Annotated in this window: 19 protein-coding genes; 15 read left to right on the top strand and 4 right to left on the bottom strand. The window is 43.8% G+C overall.

The annotated features are described in order from the left end of the window. Nucleotides 1-18 precede the first annotated feature (18 nt). From ACSSTM_RS09710 to ACSSTM_RS09695, 4 genes are all read left to right on the top strand, one after another. Nucleotides 19-453, top strand: a complete 435-nt coding sequence (locus tag ACSSTM_RS09710; protein WP_034664060.1) for a PTS sugar transporter subunit IIA — start codon at nt 19-21, stop codon at nt 451-453. A gap of 1 nt (nt 454) precedes the next feature. After that, complete coding sequence (locus tag ACSSTM_RS09705) at nt 455-1,576, top strand: mannitol-1-phosphate 5-dehydrogenase (protein ID WP_437404152.1); 1,122 nt, start codon at nt 455-457, stop codon at nt 1,574-1,576. Nucleotides 1,577-1,674: 98 nt separating this feature from the next. Continuing rightward, nucleotides 1,675-3,423, top strand: coding sequence for a methyl-accepting chemotaxis protein (locus ACSSTM_RS09700; RefSeq protein ID WP_034664058.1), 1,749 nt, complete (start codon nt 1,675-1,677; stop codon nt 3,421-3,423). A 226-nt stretch (nt 3,424-3,649) separates the two neighbouring features. Next, nucleotides 3,650-4,042: a RidA family protein gene (locus tag ACSSTM_RS09695; protein ID WP_034664057.1), complete on the top strand. Its 393-nt coding sequence runs from the start codon at nt 3,650-3,652 to the stop codon at nt 4,040-4,042. A gap of 377 nt (nt 4,043-4,419) precedes the next feature. On the opposite strand, the gene ACSSTM_RS09690 is transcribed toward ACSSTM_RS09695, so the two are convergent. Together ACSSTM_RS09690 and ACSSTM_RS09685 are read right to left on the bottom strand one after the other, a co-directional pair. Then, nucleotides 4,420-4,635, bottom strand: coding sequence for a DUF5316 family protein (locus ACSSTM_RS09690; protein WP_437404151.1), 216 nt, complete (start codon nt 4,633-4,635; stop codon nt 4,420-4,422). Between the two features lie 25 nt (nt 4,636-4,660). Further along, nucleotides 4,661-5,038, bottom strand: a complete 378-nt coding sequence (locus ACSSTM_RS09685) for a VOC family protein (RefSeq protein WP_342689457.1) — start codon at nt 5,036-5,038, stop codon at nt 4,661-4,663. Between the two features lie 184 nt (nt 5,039-5,222). Here ACSSTM_RS09685 and ACSSTM_RS09680 point away from each other — a divergent pair, with 184 nt between their 5' ends. From ACSSTM_RS09680 to ACSSTM_RS09645, 8 genes are all read left to right on the top strand, one after another. Further along, entirely contained in the window at nt 5,223-5,492 is a 270-nt protein-coding gene (locus ACSSTM_RS09680; protein WP_080769491.1) for an excalibur calcium-binding domain-containing protein, read from the top strand. 103 nt (nt 5,493-5,595) lie between these two features. Continuing rightward, nucleotides 5,596-6,375 carry a Cof-type HAD-IIB family hydrolase gene (locus ACSSTM_RS09675; RefSeq protein WP_370876201.1) on the top strand — a complete coding sequence of 260 codons (780 nt, stop codon included), beginning with the start codon at nt 5,596-5,598 and terminating at the stop codon, nt 6,373-6,375. A gap of 183 nt (nt 6,376-6,558) precedes the next feature. Further along, a complete protein-coding gene (locus ACSSTM_RS09670; protein ID WP_034664046.1) occupies nt 6,559-7,317 on the top strand; it encodes a LamB/YcsF family protein in 759 nt (252 codons plus the stop codon). 26 nt (nt 7,318-7,343) lie between these two features. Further along, nucleotides 7,344-8,561, top strand: coding sequence for an NRAMP family divalent metal transporter (locus ACSSTM_RS09665; RefSeq protein ID WP_034664043.1), 1,218 nt, complete (start codon nt 7,344-7,346; stop codon nt 8,559-8,561). A gap of 5 nt (nt 8,562-8,566) precedes the next feature. Next, entirely contained in the window at nt 8,567-9,358 is a 792-nt protein-coding gene (locus tag ACSSTM_RS09660) for a putative hydro-lyase (RefSeq protein WP_095285971.1), read from the top strand. An 18-nt stretch (nt 9,359-9,376) separates the two neighbouring features. Beyond that, entirely contained in the window at nt 9,377-10,123 is a 747-nt protein-coding gene (gene pxpB, locus ACSSTM_RS09655; protein ID WP_034664039.1) for a 5-oxoprolinase subunit PxpB, read from the top strand. Next, entirely contained in the window at nt 10,120-11,133 is a 1,014-nt protein-coding gene (locus ACSSTM_RS09650) for a biotin-dependent carboxyltransferase family protein (protein WP_095285972.1), read from the top strand. The genes pxpB and ACSSTM_RS09650 overlap by 4 nt, the downstream gene beginning before the upstream one ends. Before the next feature lie 14 nt (nt 11,134-11,147). Next, nucleotides 11,148-11,909 carry an IclR family transcriptional regulator gene (locus ACSSTM_RS09645; RefSeq protein ID WP_034664034.1) on the top strand — a complete coding sequence of 254 codons (762 nt, stop codon included), beginning with the start codon at nt 11,148-11,150 and terminating at the stop codon, nt 11,907-11,909. A gap of 45 nt (nt 11,910-11,954) precedes the next feature. On the opposite strand, the gene ACSSTM_RS09640 is transcribed toward ACSSTM_RS09645, so the two are convergent. After that, the gene (locus ACSSTM_RS09640; protein WP_034283819.1) at nt 11,955-12,590 is read right to left on the bottom strand and encodes an FMN-dependent NADH-azoreductase; all 636 of its coding nucleotides are present in this window, start codon (nt 12,588-12,590) and stop codon (nt 11,955-11,957) included. A gap of 403 nt (nt 12,591-12,993) precedes the next feature. On the opposite strand from ACSSTM_RS09640, the gene ACSSTM_RS09635 reads away from it, so the two are divergent. The 3 genes from ACSSTM_RS09635 to ACSSTM_RS09625 all read left to right on the top strand — a co-directional run bounded on the left by ACSSTM_RS09635 (nt 12,994) and on the right by ACSSTM_RS09625 (nt 17,013). Then, complete coding sequence (locus ACSSTM_RS09635; protein WP_034664032.1) at nt 12,994-13,623, top strand: GDSL-type esterase/lipase family protein; 630 nt, start codon at nt 12,994-12,996, stop codon at nt 13,621-13,623. Nucleotides 13,624-13,712: 89 nt separating this feature from the next. Further along, nucleotides 13,713-14,795, top strand: a complete 1,083-nt coding sequence (locus tag ACSSTM_RS09630; RefSeq protein WP_034664031.1) for a C45 family autoproteolytic acyltransferase/hydolase — start codon at nt 13,713-13,715, stop codon at nt 14,793-14,795. Nucleotides 14,796-14,925: 130 nt separating this feature from the next. Continuing rightward, a complete protein-coding gene (locus ACSSTM_RS09625) occupies nt 14,926-17,013 on the top strand; it encodes a BglG family transcription antiterminator (RefSeq protein ID WP_095285974.1) in 2,088 nt (695 codons plus the stop codon). Nucleotides 17,014-17,030: 17 nt separating this feature from the next. Here the strand turns inward: ACSSTM_RS09625 and ACSSTM_RS09620 are convergent, their stop codons facing one another. Beyond that, nucleotides 17,031-17,669 (bottom strand): class I SAM-dependent methyltransferase, encoded by a 639-nt coding sequence (locus tag ACSSTM_RS09620; protein WP_254637603.1) that lies wholly within the window; start codon nt 17,667-17,669, stop codon nt 17,031-17,033. Between the last annotated feature and the right edge of the window lie 116 nt (nt 17,670-17,785).

The following is a 17,785-nucleotide window of genomic DNA, read 5'->3' as shown; positions in this document are numbered from 1 at the left end:
AAAGGTGTGTGATCATTCATGAAACAAGTACTTTCAAAAGACAATATTTTTCTAAACGAACAAGCAGGCTCAAAAGAAGAAGCCATTAAAAAAGCGGGCGAGGTCCTAGTGGCAAACGGCTATGTCACAAGTGATTATGTTGACAAAATGTTTGAAAGAGAAAATATCTCATCTACATTTATGGGCAACGGGATTGCGATTCCTCATGGAACAGAGGATGCGAAAGCGGCTGTCCTTCATTCTGGGATTTCCATCATTCAAATTCCAGAAGGTGTTGAATACGGAGAAGGAAATATCGCCAAAGTTGTCTTTGGCATCGCTGGTAAAAACAACGAACACCTTGATATTCTTTCTCAAATTGCGATTGTCTGTTCAGAAGAAGAAAATGTAGAACGCATCATCCATGCAAAGGATCAGGATGAACTGATCGCCATTTTTAACGAGGTGAACTAACATGAAGGCACTTCATTTTGGAGCAGGAAATATCGGCAGAGGGTTTATCGGATCTTTGTTAAAAACATCAGGCTTTGAGCTTGTCTTTACCGATGTAAATGAAGCGGTCATCAACGAGCTGAATGAAAGAGGAGAATACACGGTTGAACTCGCAGCGCCGGGTCAAAAACAAGAAGTAGTCGGCCCAGTGAAAGCGATCAATTCTGCACAAGACACAGCGGCATTAACAGAGGCCGTCGCATCAGCCGATTTAATTACAACAGCTGTTGGACCAGCCGTTTTGAAGATCATAGCTTCATCGATTGCTGAAGGATTAAAACAGAAAAAGCCTGACCATATCATCAACATCGTGGCATGTGAAAATATGATTGGAGGCAGCTCTCATTTAAAAGAAGCCGTTTTCTCTCATTTAACAGAAGAGGAACAAGAAGCGTTGTCACAAACAGTTGGTTTTCCAAACGCTGCTGTGGACCGCATTGTTCCGATTCAGCACCATGAGGACATTCTGAAAGTATCAGTTGAGCCTTTTTTCGAGTGGGTCATTGATGAGACTGGCTTTATTGGTGACGTTCCTCAGATTGAAGGAGCAACCTTTGTAAAAGATTTGACGCCGTATATTGAGCGCAAACTCTTTACTGTCAACACAGGGCATGCACTAGCTGCTTATGTCGGGTATCAGCAAGGCGTTCAAACGATTAAAGAAGCCGTCGATACACCAGAGATTCGCCGAGTTATTGAAGGAGCACTTCGTGAAACAGGCAGTTATTTAATCGACACATATGGCTTTCAGAAAGAAGAACATGATGCCTATATTCAAAAAAACATCAAACGATTCGAAAATGCTTTTATCTCCGACGAAGTCACTCGTGTCGCACGTTCTCCTCTTAGAAAGCTGGGAGCAGACGACCGTTTAATCGGTCCAGCGAAAAAGATCAAACAGCCAGTGTACTTAATCAAAGGTATCGCTGCAGCTCTCGCTTATGACTTTGCCGAAGACGAAGAAGCGGTTCGTTTGCAGGCATTAAGAAAAGAAAAAGGCATTGAAGGTGTGCTGGAAGAAGTATGTGGCCTCACGCCAACAGACGATCTCTATCAAGCCATTCTGAAAGAAACAGCTCGATAATCAGAAAATCCCTTTCCAACGAGTGAAAGGGATTTTTTTACGACTTTTTTAATAGTTTTCCCCGCTTGACGATATATGATGTAAGGGGGAATTTGTATATGAAAAAGAAAACGTTTGCGTCAAGAAGTGTCTTTTTTCAATTAATGTCTGCCATTATCGTGATCACGATCTTAACCGGCGGACTTGTTGGGACAACGGGGTATTTGTTAGCGAAACATGTCTTAATTGATGCGGGGAAAGCAGATTTAAAGCACATCGTCAGCGGAGCAATGGCCACACTTGAACAGTTGAATGATCGTGTAGAGAAAAAAGAACTGACGCTTGAACAGGCGCAGGAACAAGCCCGTATTTACTTGAGCGGGCCTAAAAATGACAACGGGAAAGGGTACCAATTTCAAAAATCAGATTTTATCTATAAAAATAAAGGCTATCTCGTCGCATATGGAGCAGATTATTCCTCTCAAGTCCATCCTGTCAACGACATTGGCGTCATTCCAGATAACACGACCAATCGTGAAAAAATGGTCGCTGGAGCCAATGCAAAAGGCGAGGATACACACTATGTGACCTATCTAGATAAGGACGATGCCACCGGCGAAGAAAAGCAAAAGCTTGCCTATATGAGCCAGTTCACGCCATGGAATTGGAGTATCGGTATCGCCGTCTTCCAGGATGAATTTTATAAAGAATTAGAGCAGATGAAGCTCTATATCATGCTCATTACAGCAGGTGTCGCTCTTCTCGGTCTTGGCGTCTTTTATTTAGCTGCTCGAGGAAAAGTCAGACTGCTCAAGCAAGTCACTGCTGCTTCAAAAGAAATTGCGGCGGGGAATCTTGAACGCACGAGTTTAAAAGAAACAACAGATGAAATTGGACAGCTGGCAAAAGGCTTTAATCATATGTCAGGAGAACTCAGGGCACTTGTGAGCGGTCTACAGGAAACGAGCAGCCAGCTTGTTGAATCAGCGACAGATTTATCGGCGATATCTGAAGAAACCTCAGCCAGCAGTGAAGAAATTGGCCGAGCCATTGGCGACATATCGACCGGAACGCTTCATCAGGCATCTGACCTTGATGCAGCCAATCAACAAATGACCCAGTTCAATCAATCCATCGAAAATGTCAAAGAACAAAGCGATCAAATTAAACGAATCTCTGACCAATCGAGTCAATCATCGCAGCAGGGCCAGCAAATTGTTCAGCAATTAAAACAATCAAATGAACAATCAATTCAGGCGTCTAAAGGTATTAGAACAGGAATCGAGCAGTTAAGTATAAAAGTACAGGATATCTCTAAAATCACTGATACGATTGAAAGCATTTCAAATGAGACGAATTTACTAGCGCTGAATGCAAGCATTGAAGCAGCACGCGCAGGAGAGCAAGGCAAAGGCTTCTCGGTTGTGGCGAGTGAAGTGCGGAATTTAGCTGAGCAGACAAAGCAATCAGCCGTTCAAATTCAGCAAATGGTACAAGGCATTAAAGAAGAAACGACGGCAACAGCCGGTATGATGTCGAGCACAATGGATCGTTTTGCTGAGTTAGATGAAGCGGTACATGCAACAGAACATGAATTCAATGCCATCTCTGCGTCAATTTCACAAACCATCGTTGAAACAGACGCAATGGCAAAAGAGCTGAATGCATTGCTGGAGCAAAACGATCTCATCACAAAAGCGATGCAAGGCGCCGCCCATATTTCTCAAGAAAATGCCGCTGCGATCGAAGAGATCACCGCATCCACAGATGAACAAGTGACAGCCATCTCCAATGTGGCAAAAGCAGCAGAAAGGCTTAATGAATTAAGCATGAGATTGAATCAAGACATTGCGCGTTATCGTCTATAAATCATTTTGACTGTGTGTCTCGTATCAGGTACTATATAGTTAATCAAAACCTTGCTCACGCAATAAAAAGGAGTGTTTCGGTCATGAAAAAGAAGATATTGATGTTCTTACCTTGTGGCTATGGATACTCCACTGCTGTTTTCTTTTAGAATAGATAGAAATTGGTGAAGTCTGTCTACATGAGGAAGAATCTAGCAGAAAAATCAAAGTGAGTGAGGGATATAACATGGAAAAAATCACGAGAAAAAACCCAGAAAGTATGCCGAAGCCCGTTGGCAGCTATAGTCATATCACAAGAGTACCAAAGGGCGCGGGATTATTTGTTACATCGGGTCAAGTCGGAACAGATATCGATGGACAGGTCCCATCAAGTTTAAACGACCAAGTAACCAATACATTTGAAAATATTAAAAAAATCCTTGAATCAGAAGGATTGAATGAAGAGCATGTCATCAAGGTCAATATATGGGCAACGGAAGAAATCGACTGGGATCATCTATATCCTCAGTGGGATACGATCTTTAAAACAGCTTATCCATCAATGACGGTTGCTTATGTATCAGCTTTAGGATGGCCTGAGCTGAAAATTGAAATTGAGCTATGGTGCGCCGATATATGAACCAAAAAAAGAACAGTGCAAACTGTTCTTTTTTACTTGAGCTACTTTTGTAATCCATGCAGCAATAAACGTAAAGACGGTGTAGGTGATGACCCAAATGAGAAAGGATTCATTCCCGCCAATGTATGTGTATATGTGTACATGAGAATGACCTTGCTAACAGGACAATCAAAGTCGGCATCCAAACATTCTTCAAAAGCATTGTCCCAAAAATGCCAATCAGCACGGAAATAATGGGGAAGCCAAATACAACGAATAAGACAAAAACAGCCATATGACGAACTCCTTTTAACAAGTGTTTACATCAAAACATAAAAGATTGATACTGCCATGTGCGGAAGTGCAAAGATCATAATGAGAAAGGCCGTATCAAGACGTCATATGCGGTGCTCTTTTGTTTCAGAATGATAGGCTGCCCGCGTCTCTTCTCCGCTTGTCCAAGCCCCCATTAGAAGTCCAGACATCATGACGCCAATAATAGAGATTCCACCACTGATCCACCCTATCCACTCATGGTGCTGCAAAATAATAGCGGCACTGCAAATCACAGTCATTGAGCAAACACCGGCGATAAAGGCATGTTTTTTTCTCATGCTGATTCACTTCCTTCAAAGAAGATTAGGAGATGGCATCACATATTTCAATGAAATGCCCATCAGGATCAGCGACATAAGCGACGGTTTGACCCCATGGTTTCTTTACAGGTTCTTTGATGATCGGAACCCCTTTTTCCTTCATTGATGCAATGGTTTGATCCACGTCATCCACAACAAACCCTATCTCAAACGTTTGAGAGGATTGATTTGCTTCAGGGACAGGTAATCCAAGTGCATCTTTGACATCCTGGCGTGAATTAATTGATAATGTCACGTCCCCCGTGTCAAACTCAATATAGGATTCAACCCTGAGTTTGATAGGAAAGCCAAGTACATGTTGATAGAAATGAATACTTGCCTCAACATCGTTTACATATAGAATGGTATATTTCATTTTCATGTGAAAAACTCCTCTCTTCATATACGTGTCAAAAACGGAAAGGTTTCCCACTCATTGTACCACATAGGAGATAAAGCACATTTTATTCCAAAAAAATCAATTTTTTTAGCGCAATAGTCTTGAAAAACAAAAAGTGGTGACATATGATAAAAATGTAAAAATAGAAAAAATAGGGGGATCATACATGTTGAAAAAAATCATGGTGGCTGTCTTGTCATTAGGTCTTTTACTAAGCTTTACACAAGTCGACACCCACACTGCAGATGCAAAAACGGTCAAGTCCTACAAAAACTGCAAAGCACTGAACAAAGTCTATAAAGGCGGCGTGGCAAAAAGCAAAAACACGAAAAACAAAGGCGGCAAAACAAAGTACAAGCCGTATGTGTCAAAAGCACTTTACCAAAAAAATATGCGACTTGACCGTGATAAAGACGGCATTGCGTGTGAACGCTAAGCCAATGCAAAGAGACCTGTAACAAGGTCTTTTTTCTATGGGATCAAACTCGTCCCTTTGTGCCAGCTTCCTCTTTATATTAAAATAAAGATAGTTACAAAAAATGATACAAAGTGGGGTACTCAATTTGTCCATACAAGCTGATAAGAAAGACATCCGATTGATTGCCATTGATATGGATGGCACGCTGTTAAACAGTGAACACGTCATTCCAGAGGAAAATAAACAAGCCATTAAAGATGCTGAAGCAAAAGGGGTCCATGTGGTGATTAGCACAGGGCGGACGCTGATGACATGCCGAGAGCTGGTTGAGCCGCTTAAGCTGTCTTCTTACCTTGTGACAGCAAATGGAAGTGAAATCTGGGATTCAAACTTCCAACTGATCGAACGAGATCTGCTGCATCCTGATCACGTCCAAATGATGTGGGATCTAAAAAATAGGTTCGAAACCGATTACTGGGCTTCCACTGTGGAGAAAGTGTGGAGAGGTGAATTCCCAGAACGAATTCATGACCATGAATGGTTGAAATTTGGCTTTGATATTCATGATGATGACGTTCGTGAGGAAGTACTTAATACATTGAAAGCAAATGAGCATCTAGAGATCACAAATTCAAGTCCGACCAATATCGAAGTCAATGCGGCAGGGATTAACAAAGCTGCGGCTCTTGCAAAGGTAGCAGAACGCATTGGCTGTACGATGGACAATGTCATGTCACTTGGCGACAGCCTAAATGATATGGCCATGATTCAAGAAGCCGGATTAGGAATTGCGATGGGAAATGCGCAAGAAGTGGTGAAAGAAGCCGCTGATTGGATTACAGCTCCTAACACAGAACACGGCGTTGCAAAAGCCATCCAACATTGGGTGCTGTCTAAATAAGGTGTATTTCATTACAAGAAAAAGTGAGAGGACTTTGCCTCTCGCTTTTTTTGTTTTCTCCTAGTTCTATTGTTATGTTTTCTGACAATGTCATGTGCAATCTATCCAAAATTGATATAATCAATATAAATTCGAATATTCGGACTTTATATTCCGTTATTCGGAACAACAAGGAGGGGTCCTATGTATCAAGTGGATATCAACTGTGATTTGGGAGAAAGCTTTGGTCAATACACAATCGGTGCGGACGAACAAATTCTTGAATATGTCACGTCAGCCAACATTGCTTGCGGTTTTCATGCAGGAGATCCAACGGTCATGAGAAAAACGGTCAGAATGGCGCTGGATAAAGGGGTCCAAATTGGTGCGCATCCAGGTTTGCAAGATTTGGTCGGCTTTGGCAGACGTCCAATGGCGATCTCGGCAGAGGAAGCCTATGATCTCGTCGTCTATCAAATTGGCGCTCTATCAGCCTTTCTCAAGGCAGAAGGCGGCACGATGCAGCATGTCAAGCCGCACGGCGCCCTTTACAACATGGCGGCTAAAAATACTGAATTATCTGAATCGATTGCGAAGGCTGTGTATCATGTCGATCCAAGTCTTGTGTTATTCGGTCTCTCAGGCAGTGAACTTGCGTTAGCAGGTGAGAGAATTGGCCTTCAAGTGGCTCATGAAGTATTTTCTGATCGGACCTATCAAGCAGACGGGACGCTGACATCTCGCCGCGAACCACATGCACTCATTGAAGATGATGAACGGGCAGTTCAGCAGGTCGTTCGTATGGTGCGAGAAGGGAAGGTTCGTACCGTTCAAGGGGAAGATATTTTGCTTAAAGCAGATACGGTCTGTATTCACGGAGACGGCAGCCATGCGCTTCAATTTGCCAAAACCATTACATCAAAACTAAAAGAAGCGAGTATTCATCTCAAAGCCTTTCAATAAAAATCGTCATCAAAGGGGGAAACAGCATGAAAAAAGAGGAAGTCAAGCACACGAAGGCACCAAAGGGGAATCGTTCTATGCTGATGGGCGCAGCCTTTTTAATGGCGACGTCCGCAATAGGACCGGGATTTTTAACACAAACGACTGTCTTTACACAGCAGCTTGCGGCTAGCTTTGGGTTTGTCATTCTCATCTCTATTTTGTTGGATATTTTTGCACAAACGAATGTATGGCGCATCATCGCCGTGTCAGAAAAGCGAGGTCAGGATATTGCGAATATGGTTCTGCCGGGGCTCGGTTATGTGCTGGCCTTTTTGATTGTCATTGGGGGACTTGCCTTTAACATCGGAAATATCGCTGGTGCTGGTCTCGGTTTTCAGGTCATCTTCGGAGTCGATCCGCGAATCGGAGCAGGGGTCAGTGCTGTCATTGCCATTCTGATCTTTGTGATCAAAGAGGCTGGAAAAGCGATGGACCGTTTCACACAGGTAGCAGGCTTTGTCATGATCGGCCTGATGCTGTATGTGGCGATTTCAACAGCGCCGCCCGTTGGGGAAGCAGCACTCAGAACATTTGTCCCAGAAGAAATTGATATTCTATCGATTGTGACACTTGTCGGGGGGACAGTTGGCGGCTATATCGTTTTTGCTGGCGGACATCGTCTATTGGATGCTGGAATTAAAGGGAAGGATGCACTTCCTCAAGTGACAAAAAGCTCTGTTTTCGGCATCCTGATTACATCTGTGATGCGTGTCGCTTTATTTTTAGCCGTACTAGGAGTGGTCTCAAAGGGTTTACAGATTGATCCAGCGAATCCGCCTGCTTCTGTATTCCAGTTAGCGTCTGGAAAAGTTGGATATAAAATGTTCGGGATCATTATGTGGGCTGCGGCGATTACATCGGTTATTGGAGCGGCTTACACATCTGTTTCTTTCTTTAAAACCTTCTCGCCAAAAATTGAGCAAAATCAACGTGGCATTATCATCGGCTTTATTGCCCTCTCTACTATTTGTTTTATTACGATCGGACGACCTGTGAACATATTAGTTTTAGTTGGGGCCATCAATGCATTGATTTTACCTCTCGCACTTGGCACCTTGCTGGTTGCGGCCTATAAGAAAGAAATTGTCGGCGATTACCGTCATCCATTCTTTTTGACAGCGTCAGGTGCATTGGTTGTCATCATCATGGCTTTGATGGGCGGATATACCATTATGACTGAAATCCCGAAACTATGGAGTTGATTTGAATGAGTATTGATCAAACATATGAGCCTTCACAGATCAGAGAGTTGATTCGTAAAAAAGAAATCACAGGACCAACGGCGGGTTTAGCAGAGGGATATGCTCAAGCCAATTTAATGATCGTTAAAAAGGAACTTGCCTTTGACTTTCTTTTGTTTTGTCAGCGCAATCCGGCTGCATGCCCCTTGCTTGATGTACTGGAGCCGGGTGATCCAGTGCCGAGAAGGTCGGCACCCCAAGCGGATATTCGTACGGACTTTCCTAAATACCGTATTTACCGAAAAGGGATTCTTCAAGAAGAGGTTTCAGATATCTCTGCTTATTGGGAGGATGATATGGTTGCCTTTCTCATCGGTTGCAGTTTTACGTTTGAGCATGCGCTCATGCTGAATGATATCCCTGTTCGCCATATTGAAAACGGTCATAACGTTCCGATGTATCAAACGAATATCTCTTGTGAAAGAGCAGGGGTGTTTCATGGCCCGATGGTTGTCAGCATGAGGCCCATTCCGGCGCATCAGATTACAAGAAGTGTACAAGTGACGTCTAGATTCCCGTCAGTTCATGGCGGCCCCATCCATATAGGCGACCCAGCGATGATTGGAATTGCCAATGTGGATCAGCCGGACTTTGGAGAACCATCTTTGATCAAAGAAGGAGAAGTCCCGGTGTTTTGGGCATGTGGTGTGACGCCGCAGGCCATTGTCATGCATACAAAACCAGACATTGCGATTACCCATGCACCTGGGCATATGTTCATCACAGATCAAAGAGATCAACAGCTCGGTGTGCTTTAGAAAGAGAGGGATCCTCAAGTGGCATTTTCAACGATAAAAGATTTTATCACCTTCCACCCGCTAGGAGATGCAGCGATCGTTATCCAAGCAGGAGCAGACATATGTGAAGAGATTCATGAGCGTGTTGTGCAGCTGTTTTCGTGTATTGAGCAGCATCCATTTGCTGGATATGTGGAAGCTGTTCAAGCCTTTACAAACGTGACTGTTTTTTACGAGCCTTATACTGTTCATCAATCTGCCCACCTTCAAAAAAAGGACTTGTCTCCGTATGAATGGGTGAAAAACTATATTGAAACACTTCTTGAAGAGAAATGGCAGGAGGGGGTTCAGTCGAAGCGCCGCATCGTCGATATTCCAGTCTGCTACGGGGGAGAGGTGGGACCTGATTTAGAAGAAGTCGCCCGGATCAATCGTTTAACACCTGAGGAAGTCGTGCGTATTCACACCGCAGGGACGTATCTTGTTTATATGATTGGATTTGCCCCGGGGTTTCCATTTTTAGGCGGGCTGTCTGAAAAGATCGCAGCCCCGCGCAGGGAAACACCGAGAATGTCCATTCCAAAAGGATCTGTCGGCATTGCGGGAAAGCAGACCGGCGTTTACCCCATTTCCACACCCGGCGGCTGGCAGCTCATTGGACAAACCCCGCTGCCACTCTTTTACCCAGACGAGAAAGTCCCAAGTCTATTGAGAGCAGGGGACGAGGTCAGATTTGTCCAAATGTCTGAAAAGGAATTTTTCAGCATGAAGGAGGCAGAACGTTGAGTATTCATGTCATCAAGTCAGGAATGTTCACAACCATTCAAGATAAAGGTCGGAAAGGCTATCAAAAGTATGGCGTCTTAACGAGCGGCGGCATGGACCCGCTCTCACTTAGAATTGCCAACATTCTCACAGGCAACGAGGAAAACGAAGCCGTACTGGAAATAACTTTAATGGGGCCGGGTCCTGTGTTGACGTGTCAAAAGGATGAGCTTATTGCAGTGACTGGCGCTGACGTGGAAATCGACATCGATGGAGAGCCAGCCCCTTTATGGAAGCCGCTCTTTGTTCGATCAGGAAGCACGATCACCTTTGGTCCTTGTAAGAGAGGCTGCCGCGCTTACCTTGCTGTGGCAGGTGGATTCGATGTGGAGCCGGTCATGCAGAGCAAAAGCACCTATGTGAGAGCAGGAATAGGTGGACTGAACGGACGTCCGCTTGAAAAAGGAGACGTCCTGTCCATTGGAAAGCCTTCAATCGTAGCGGATCGATTGTCTGATAGGCTCAAAAGCGAAGTGAAACAGGCGGCGTACAGCGCACCCGATTGGACTGTAAGTCATACGCATTTTTTGCCGCTGCGGAAATCGCCCGTGATTCGGGTGCTGCCAGGGAGACACCTTTCTTTTTTTCAAGAAATATCTCAACACACCTTTTTCGAACAGCCTTACCAAGTCACGCCTCAATCAGATCGCATGGGCTGCCGCTTGAAGGGGGAGCCGGTTCATTTAAAAGAAAAGCTTGAATTGATTTCAGAAGCGGTTGCCTTTGGTTCTATTCAAATTCCTCCTGACGGCCAGCCGATTATTCTGCTGGCAGATCGGCAAACAACAGGCGGATACCCGCGTATTGGAGAAGTAGCGACGGTCGATCTGCCGCTCATTGCACAAGCGATGCCTGGGGCGAATCTGTATTTTAAGCGAATCGATCATCAGGCCGCAGAGCAGGCGCTATTTAAGCAAGAAGCAGAATTGAAGGAGCTGGCTGCCAGAATCAAGCTGGAAGCATTCGTTTAGAAAAGGGGATGGACATGCAAAATACAAATAAAACCGTGGTGAAATCAATGGAGATTTTGCGGCTGTTTATCGCTCGTGACCAATTAACGTTAAATGAAATGATCGAGCTCTCCGGCATGCCGAAAACGTCTGTGCACCGCATGGCGAGCTCGTTAGCCGATATGGGATTATTAGAAAAACATGATTCAGGTGTTTATCGTTTAGGCCTGATGTTTCTTGAATACGGTCAACTTGTGGCGGACCGCCTTGATATTCGGAGAATTGCAAGACCATTTATGGAAGGCTTGCGGGATGAAGTGGGAGAAGCTGTACAGCTCATCGTTCGTGAAGGAGACGAAGCCATTTACGTGGATAAAATCGAAGGGACGCAGCCTGTTCGTCTCTACACCGCCGTCGGCAGGCGCTCTCCCCTATATGCGGGTGCTTGTGCAAGAAGTATTCTCTCCTTTTTACCAGAGCGCGAGAGACTCGCTTATATTGATTCGATTGAGCTAGGGAAAATCGGAATCGGGACTATTACAGATAAAGAGGTTCTTCGAAACATACTGGATGAATCAAATGAAAGGGGCTATACGTTAAGCTATTCGGAGCTTGAAAACTATACCGCTGCGGTTGGAGCCCCTATTTTCAATCACCTTGGAGAAGTCGCAGCAGGTATTAGCATTGCAGGGTTTGAAGCAGGCTATCAAAAGGAACGCCTTCCATATTTAATTGAGCAGGTCAAAAAAGCCGCGAGTGGTATCTCTAGAGAGTTAGGCTTTCATCTAAACAAATAAAAAGCCAATGACCGTTAAGATCATTGGCTTTTCGCGTTCAGTTTATTAGAAAGTTTTTCCTAAAGCTTTTGCACGTTCGATCGCATCTGCTTTAATTTGCTCTGCTTTCGCAGGTTCAGCATTGTGACCTTCAACGATAAGACCTTCGAAGGAAGGAATTCCGAAGAAGCTCGCAATTGTACCAAGGTAACGGTGGCCTGCTTCAAGTTCAGCAGCAGGACCTTCAGAGTAGTATCCGCCACGTGCTTGGATGTGTAGAGCTTTTTTGTCTGTTAATAATCCAACAGGACCTTGCTCAGTGTATTTGAATGTTTTACCAGCTACAGCAACAGAGTCGATGTATGCTTTAAGAACTGGTGGGAATGAGAAGTTCCAAAGTGGTGAAACAAATACATATTTGTCAGCAGAAACGAATTGATCGCTTAATTCGTTTAGGCGAGCAACTTTCGCTTGCTCTTCAGCTGAAAGTGTATCGAAGCCAGCACCTGATTGCAGCTTGCCCCAGCCAGCGAATACATCTGCATCAATGTGAGGGATGTTTTCTTTGTACAAATCGATATGTACAACCTCGTCACTTGGGTTTGCTTCCTTATAAGATTCGATAAATGCTTTAGCAGTAGCCATACTGTAAGAAACTGTTTCATCATGCGGATGTGCAGTGATGTATAAAACTTTTGCCATGTTCATTCAATCCTTTCTGTTTCAGTGTTTTTTTTAGTGTATCCCAAAGATACACTGAATATGTGGCATCTTTAATCATATTGGAATGCTATGAAAAAGATGTAACAAGCACAGTTACATAAAAACTGATATTTTCATTGTAATCACAATGTAGTTTGAAGTCAAGGTATAAAGTCTCGAAATCAAGATAAAAAGTTTGTAAATTTTTCTGAAACGCTTGGAGATACGGATTTCATCATAAAAACCTACTCCTATTGAACAAAAAAACAGTCGATCTCACAAGTAAAGAGTTTGTAAAGACGTCTCATGAAAAAAAGATGAATGCCCCTAAGCCATCTGCTACAAGCATCTGTTCTCCGATTTCGTATATATAAGAGAAGGCAGGAGAGAGTGAGGGATAAGAGTGGGACGATCCTATGTTGCGATTGGAGATTCCTTAACAGTGGGAGTGGGGGCACGTTTATTTGGCGGAGGCTTCGCTGAGCGGTATCAATGGATGCTTGAAAAAAAGACACAGGCGTCAGTCGAGCTGTCCGTATTTGCAAAGTCAGGGTTAACGACGGATCAGATTTTACAGCTGTTCAAACGATCTGATGTGAGGCGTGCTATTGCACCAGCTGACATCATCACCATCACAGGCTGCGGGAATGACCTTGTTCAAGCTGTTCAGCAGTATGAAGAGGGTGAAGATGAAAAGAAATTGCTGCAAGCGACCTTGCATTGCCAAGCGAATTTTAGCAAGATGATTCAAGAAATCGCTCATATCAAAAGAGGGCAGCAGCCCTATTGCGTGTATCTCATGAATTTATATAATCCTTTTCCGCAAATACCAATAGCGGAGCGGTGGCTTCAGCAATACAATCATCAGCTTCGCTTGCTTGCTGCAAATCCGCATGTAGAGGTTGTGGATGTGTACCGGGCGTTTGAGGGACATGAAAGAGATTACTTATCGATTGATCAATTTCATCCGAACCATAAAGGATATGAAGCAATGGCAAAAGCATTGTTTCAACAATCCTGGAAACAGCTGTAATCCGTTGGGGTTGCAGTTTTTTTCATCCTTTTCAATAAATGACGGTTTCGATATGATAAAAGAAACGAAGTCGAAAGAGGTGTGCAGTCATGGAGGAAATCAGTGCATATTTTCATGAAATGACAGGAACCGCTTATGAAGTGGGAAAACAGCAGGCTGTCTGGTTTAAGGAGAACCCGTTGCTACAGACACAATATATTCGAACAGAACCGCTAGAAAAAGAGGCTGTGAAGGAAACGAAGCAGCTGATGCGCCCTCATCTTCCTCAGTTAGAAGAAGAGATAGCTGGATTTTGTGATGAACTGCAATTAGATGAGCGTTATTTGACCTTTTTCTATTCATCTCATCTTCAGCCAGGCTGTTCCCACTGCGTGAGGCAGGGGAATATGGCGGCCGGTCAACAAACGGTCATGCTGCGTAACTATGATTTCTCCCCAATATTTGATGATATGCGTCTTGTGACGACACATGTGAAAGGCTCGGCATGTCATACGGGCTCGTCACTGCTCTTGTTTGGCAGATCTGATGGGATGAATGAGCATGGTCTTTCTGTGACATTCTCTGCTTGTGGTCCGCCGGTTGGAAATGAAGCCGGTTTAAAGGCTCCAGCAGTTGCCGGTTTGCAAGTGTATCATGTGATTCGATCTGTTCTGGAAAACTGTAGAACGGTTGAGGAAGCCATTCACTCTATTCAGGAAATGCCCGTTGCCTCAAATGTTCACCTCATGCTTGCCGATCGAAAAGGAGAAGCGGCTGTGATTGAAATCATTGATGGCCGCAAAATGGTCAGAAGACCGGAGACAGGTTATATTGCAGCCACAAATCATCCGATTGCTGATCAAACAGGAAAAGGGATGACCAAGCATCATTCTATTGTCAGATACGACATGTTAATGGAGGCTTTAGAAGAACAACGATCAAGTGATTCTCTTGCTAAGCTGTTCCAGACAGAATATCCAGATGGTCTGACTGTGCACAATTATGAGGAGCTGTTTGGGACGATGCGAACCGTCATCTTCCGCCCGGAGGAAGGAACGATGGATTATTGCTTTGGCTCTCCAATATATAATCCGACTTATTCTTTAAAAGCTGGGGGTACACTGCCTTTTCGTGAACAAAAGGTTCAATTTCATCAAAAGGAGTATGGACCGTCATTTTGGAGAAGCGTCTGATGAATCCTTGTTTTTAATTTTGTCACAGCCACTGTGCCAAAGTCAGATCAACTTAAGATTGCATCGTTTGATGAAAGCGTTTTATATTAAGGTGTGACAATAGACCTATTTTTGCAGAGGGAGGCATTTCATGTACATAACGGCACGAGAACAGAAGATCATCAAATACATCATTCAGCAAAATCGTTATGTCACCATTCGTGAGATAGCCGATTCTGTTCAGGTGAGTACAAGAACCATTCATAGAGAACTAAAATCGATCAAACCGATATTAAAGAATTATGATCTTTCACTAGATAAACAGCCGGGGAAAGGCTTGAAGGCAGTCGGTGAACAGGAGGATAAACAGCGGCTTCTTGCTCATATGTCAAATGAGGATCAAATTGAATATAGCTCTGACGAACGGAAGCTCTTAATCCTTTGTGCATTGCTTGAAGCAAAGGAACCGGTGAAATTATATACACTCGCAGCCGATTTGCAGGTAACAAATGCGACCATCAGCTATGACTTAGATGAACTGACGGAGTGGATCGCTCCTTACGGTTTGCAGTTGATCCGAAAACGCGGGTATGGCATTGAATTAAAAGGACCGGAGGAAGCTAAACGAAAGATTGTCGGCAACCTGATTGTCGACCGGCTCGATATTCAATTATTTTTAGAAACAATTGAAATGAATATCAAGCATCGAACGAAAGCGACGGAAAAGGTGTTTGGCGTTGTCAGCAGAGGGCAGCTGCTTAAGGTAGAAAGACTGCTCTTTCATTTGAAAAATAGACTGTCACTCTCTTTATCTGATAGTGCCTATATTGCGCTTGTCGTTCACTTAACCTATGCCATTGAACGGATTCAGCTTGGCGAAACCATTCGAATGGAAGAGGAAGAGCTGCTTGAACTAAAGCGGACGAAAGAATTTGAATCATCACTGCGAATCGCAAGAGCACTTGAACGCATGTTTAATGTGGAGATCCCTGAAGCAGAGGTCGGTTATATGACCATCCACCTGCGCAGTGCAAATCGCAGCTTTGGGGCAGAATACCGTATTGATGAGATCGAGCTGGATATAGCGATCAGAACGAAGAAGCTCATTGATTTTATTTCAAATAAAACCGGCTATCATTTAAATGAGAATGATTCATTGTATGAGGGACTCGTGTCTCATCTCGAACCTGCCATGAACCGTTTAAAGGAAAAGATGAGAATCTATAATCCACTTACACAACAAATTAAAAAGGACTACTTTTTGCTTTTTATGGCGATTGAAGAAGGAGTCGAGCGTTTCTTTCCAGAGATTGAATTTCCAGAGGATGAAATCGCCTTTATTGTGCTTCACTTTGGCTCAGTGCTTGAAATCAAAAAAGAAGAAACGAACATTCATGCATTGGTCGTTTGCTCAAGCGGCATCGGTTCCTCCAAAATGCTCGCTTCTCGTTTAAAAAAGGAATTGCCAGAAATCGCCGAATTCGATCTATCGTCTTTGATGGAGCTAAAAGAAATCGATGCATCAAGCTATGACATGATTGTATCGACTGTTCCGATCCCATATGACCATATCGATTACATCATGGTCAGTCCGCTCCTAAACGAGGATGACGCTATGCGTGTGAAGGCTCATATTAAACGAAAGATTCCTTATATGATTGAGAAAAAAAGGTTGAAAGAAGCTGCCAAAGAAACGGTACAAGAATCCGTTAATATGATGGCGGTTGCAGAAAAAGTGACGAATTACATGTCTGTGATTCGCAGCATCTTGTCCCATTTTACCATCGAAAATAGAGAGACGCTGCCGCAGCATGAGGCAACAATCAGGCAGCTGCTTCGTCAGCTTGAAGAAGAAGGATCTATCACACATGCGGATGATGTAGCGAGCGGCTTACTGGAACGTGAACAGCAAGGCGGTTTAGGCATACCTGGTACCGAGTTTGCTCTTTTTCATTTAAAGCATGAATTCATCAAGGAACCAATCTTTCATATTTATGATCTTGATCAGGCATATGAGGTCAAAAGCATGGATGGCGGGCAGCAAATGATGTCACGAATGCTTATGATGCTGGCGCCGCAAAAGCTTGGCAAGGAAGGGTCTGAAATGTTTAGTCTGATCAGTTCATCCATCATTGAAAGTGAGGAAAGCATGGTGCTTTATGGACAAGGATCAAAGGAAGAGATTGAACAGAAATTGCATCAGCTGTTCTATCAATTTGTAAAAGAAGCAAAATGGTAAGAAAAAAAGCCGAGAGCTTATTCGCTTCTCGGCTTTTTGGCTGTGACACAGACAGCAAGTGTTGGACGAATTTCCTCATACTCAACAGAAAAATGGTCAAACCCCGCAAACTGTAAGTCATTCAATATGTTTTCACCCATCTCTTTTGTCCGGCTGGCGTCAGCACTTTTTTCTCTTGGCTGCATCACAATGACGAGTTTCCCGCCTGGTTTCAACGTGTGATAAAGGTTGAGTAGGCCAGTCTTTGGATCATCCCAAATCGTAAAGTTGTTGACAGACAGTACTTTGTCATACTGCTCTCCGGGCAAGCGTGTTTTCTCGATTTTCCCTACATACAGCCGGACCTGTTTGTCTTTTGACCGTTTGCTGACGCGGGACTGTGCTTGCTCCTGCATGGTGGCGGAGGCATCTAGACCATCAATGTGAAGATCTTCATAATGCTTAAGCATATGTTTGATGCTGTAGCCGGGCCCATAGCCGATTTCCAAAATGTTTTCACTATCTGTCAGATCTAAGTGCTGGATGGCCCACTGATTCAATGCTTTATTTTCATTTGCCATAATGAAGCCTGCGATGCTTCCGAGCCAGCCTTTTGGTCTGCTAAAGGTTTTCGAAATGGTTGACAGCATTTGAGAACGCTCCTTTTTAATGATCATGTAACCGATTTTCCCCATCTTGAAACATGCCGATTTACAAAACGCATCTGTGCAGTTTAGGGATGTTTGAGTAAAAAAAAGAGGTGGTAATGAAAGGATACATCAACAAATCAAGG

The organism is Bacillus sp. RK1064, assembly GCF_051488405.1.
Classification (GTDB): domain Bacteria; phylum Bacillota; class Bacilli; order Bacillales; family Bacillaceae; genus Bacillus.
This window is presented reverse-complemented; position numbering and strand designations above follow the sequence as displayed.

What these genes read in the sequence shown, in the direction of transcription:
- ACSSTM_RS09645 (WP_034664034.1), top strand. Translation starts at nt 11,148, where the DNA reads ATGCAAAATACAAATAAAACCGTGGTGAAATCAATGGAGATTTTGCGG.
- ACSSTM_RS09660 (WP_095285971.1), top strand. Translation starts at nt 8,567, where the DNA reads ATGAGTATTGATCAAACATATGAGCCTTCACAGATCAGAGAGTTGATT.
- ACSSTM_RS09685 (WP_342689457.1), bottom strand. Translation starts at nt 5,038, where the DNA reads ATGAAAATGAAATATACCATTCTATATGTAAACGATGTTGAGGCAAGT.
- ACSSTM_RS09705 (WP_437404152.1), top strand. Translation starts at nt 455, where the DNA reads ATGAAGGCACTTCATTTTGGAGCAGGAAATATCGGCAGAGGGTTTATC.
- ACSSTM_RS09630 (WP_034664031.1), top strand. Translation starts at nt 13,713, where the DNA reads ATGGAGGAAATCAGTGCATATTTTCATGAAATGACAGGAACCGCTTAT.
- ACSSTM_RS09640 (WP_034283819.1), bottom strand. Translation starts at nt 12,590, where the DNA reads ATGGCAAAAGTTTTATACATCACTGCACATCCGCATGATGAAACAGTT.
- ACSSTM_RS09670 (WP_034664046.1), top strand. Translation starts at nt 6,559, where the DNA reads ATGTATCAAGTGGATATCAACTGTGATTTGGGAGAAAGCTTTGGTCAA.
- ACSSTM_RS09690 (WP_437404151.1), bottom strand. Translation starts at nt 4,635, where the DNA reads ATGAGAAAAAAACATGCCTTTATCGCCGGTGTTTGCTCAATGACTGTG.
- ACSSTM_RS09675 (WP_370876201.1), top strand. Translation starts at nt 5,596, where the DNA reads ATGATACAAAGTGGGGTACTCAATTTGTCCATACAAGCTGATAAGAAA.
- ACSSTM_RS09700 (WP_034664058.1), top strand. Translation starts at nt 1,675, where the DNA reads ATGAAAAAGAAAACGTTTGCGTCAAGAAGTGTCTTTTTTCAATTAATG.
- ACSSTM_RS09710 (WP_034664060.1), top strand. Translation starts at nt 19, where the DNA reads ATGAAACAAGTACTTTCAAAAGACAATATTTTTCTAAACGAACAAGCA.
- ACSSTM_RS09695 (WP_034664057.1), top strand. Translation starts at nt 3,650, where the DNA reads ATGGAAAAAATCACGAGAAAAAACCCAGAAAGTATGCCGAAGCCCGTT.
- ACSSTM_RS09625 (WP_095285974.1), top strand. Translation starts at nt 14,926, where the DNA reads ATGTACATAACGGCACGAGAACAGAAGATCATCAAATACATCATTCAG.
- ACSSTM_RS09665 (WP_034664043.1), top strand. Translation starts at nt 7,344, where the DNA reads ATGAAAAAAGAGGAAGTCAAGCACACGAAGGCACCAAAGGGGAATCGT.
- ACSSTM_RS09680 (WP_080769491.1), top strand. Translation starts at nt 5,223, where the DNA reads ATGTTGAAAAAAATCATGGTGGCTGTCTTGTCATTAGGTCTTTTACTA.
- ACSSTM_RS09620 (WP_254637603.1), bottom strand. Translation starts at nt 17,669, where the DNA reads ATGATCATTAAAAAGGAGCGTTCTCAAATGCTGTCAACCATTTCGAAA.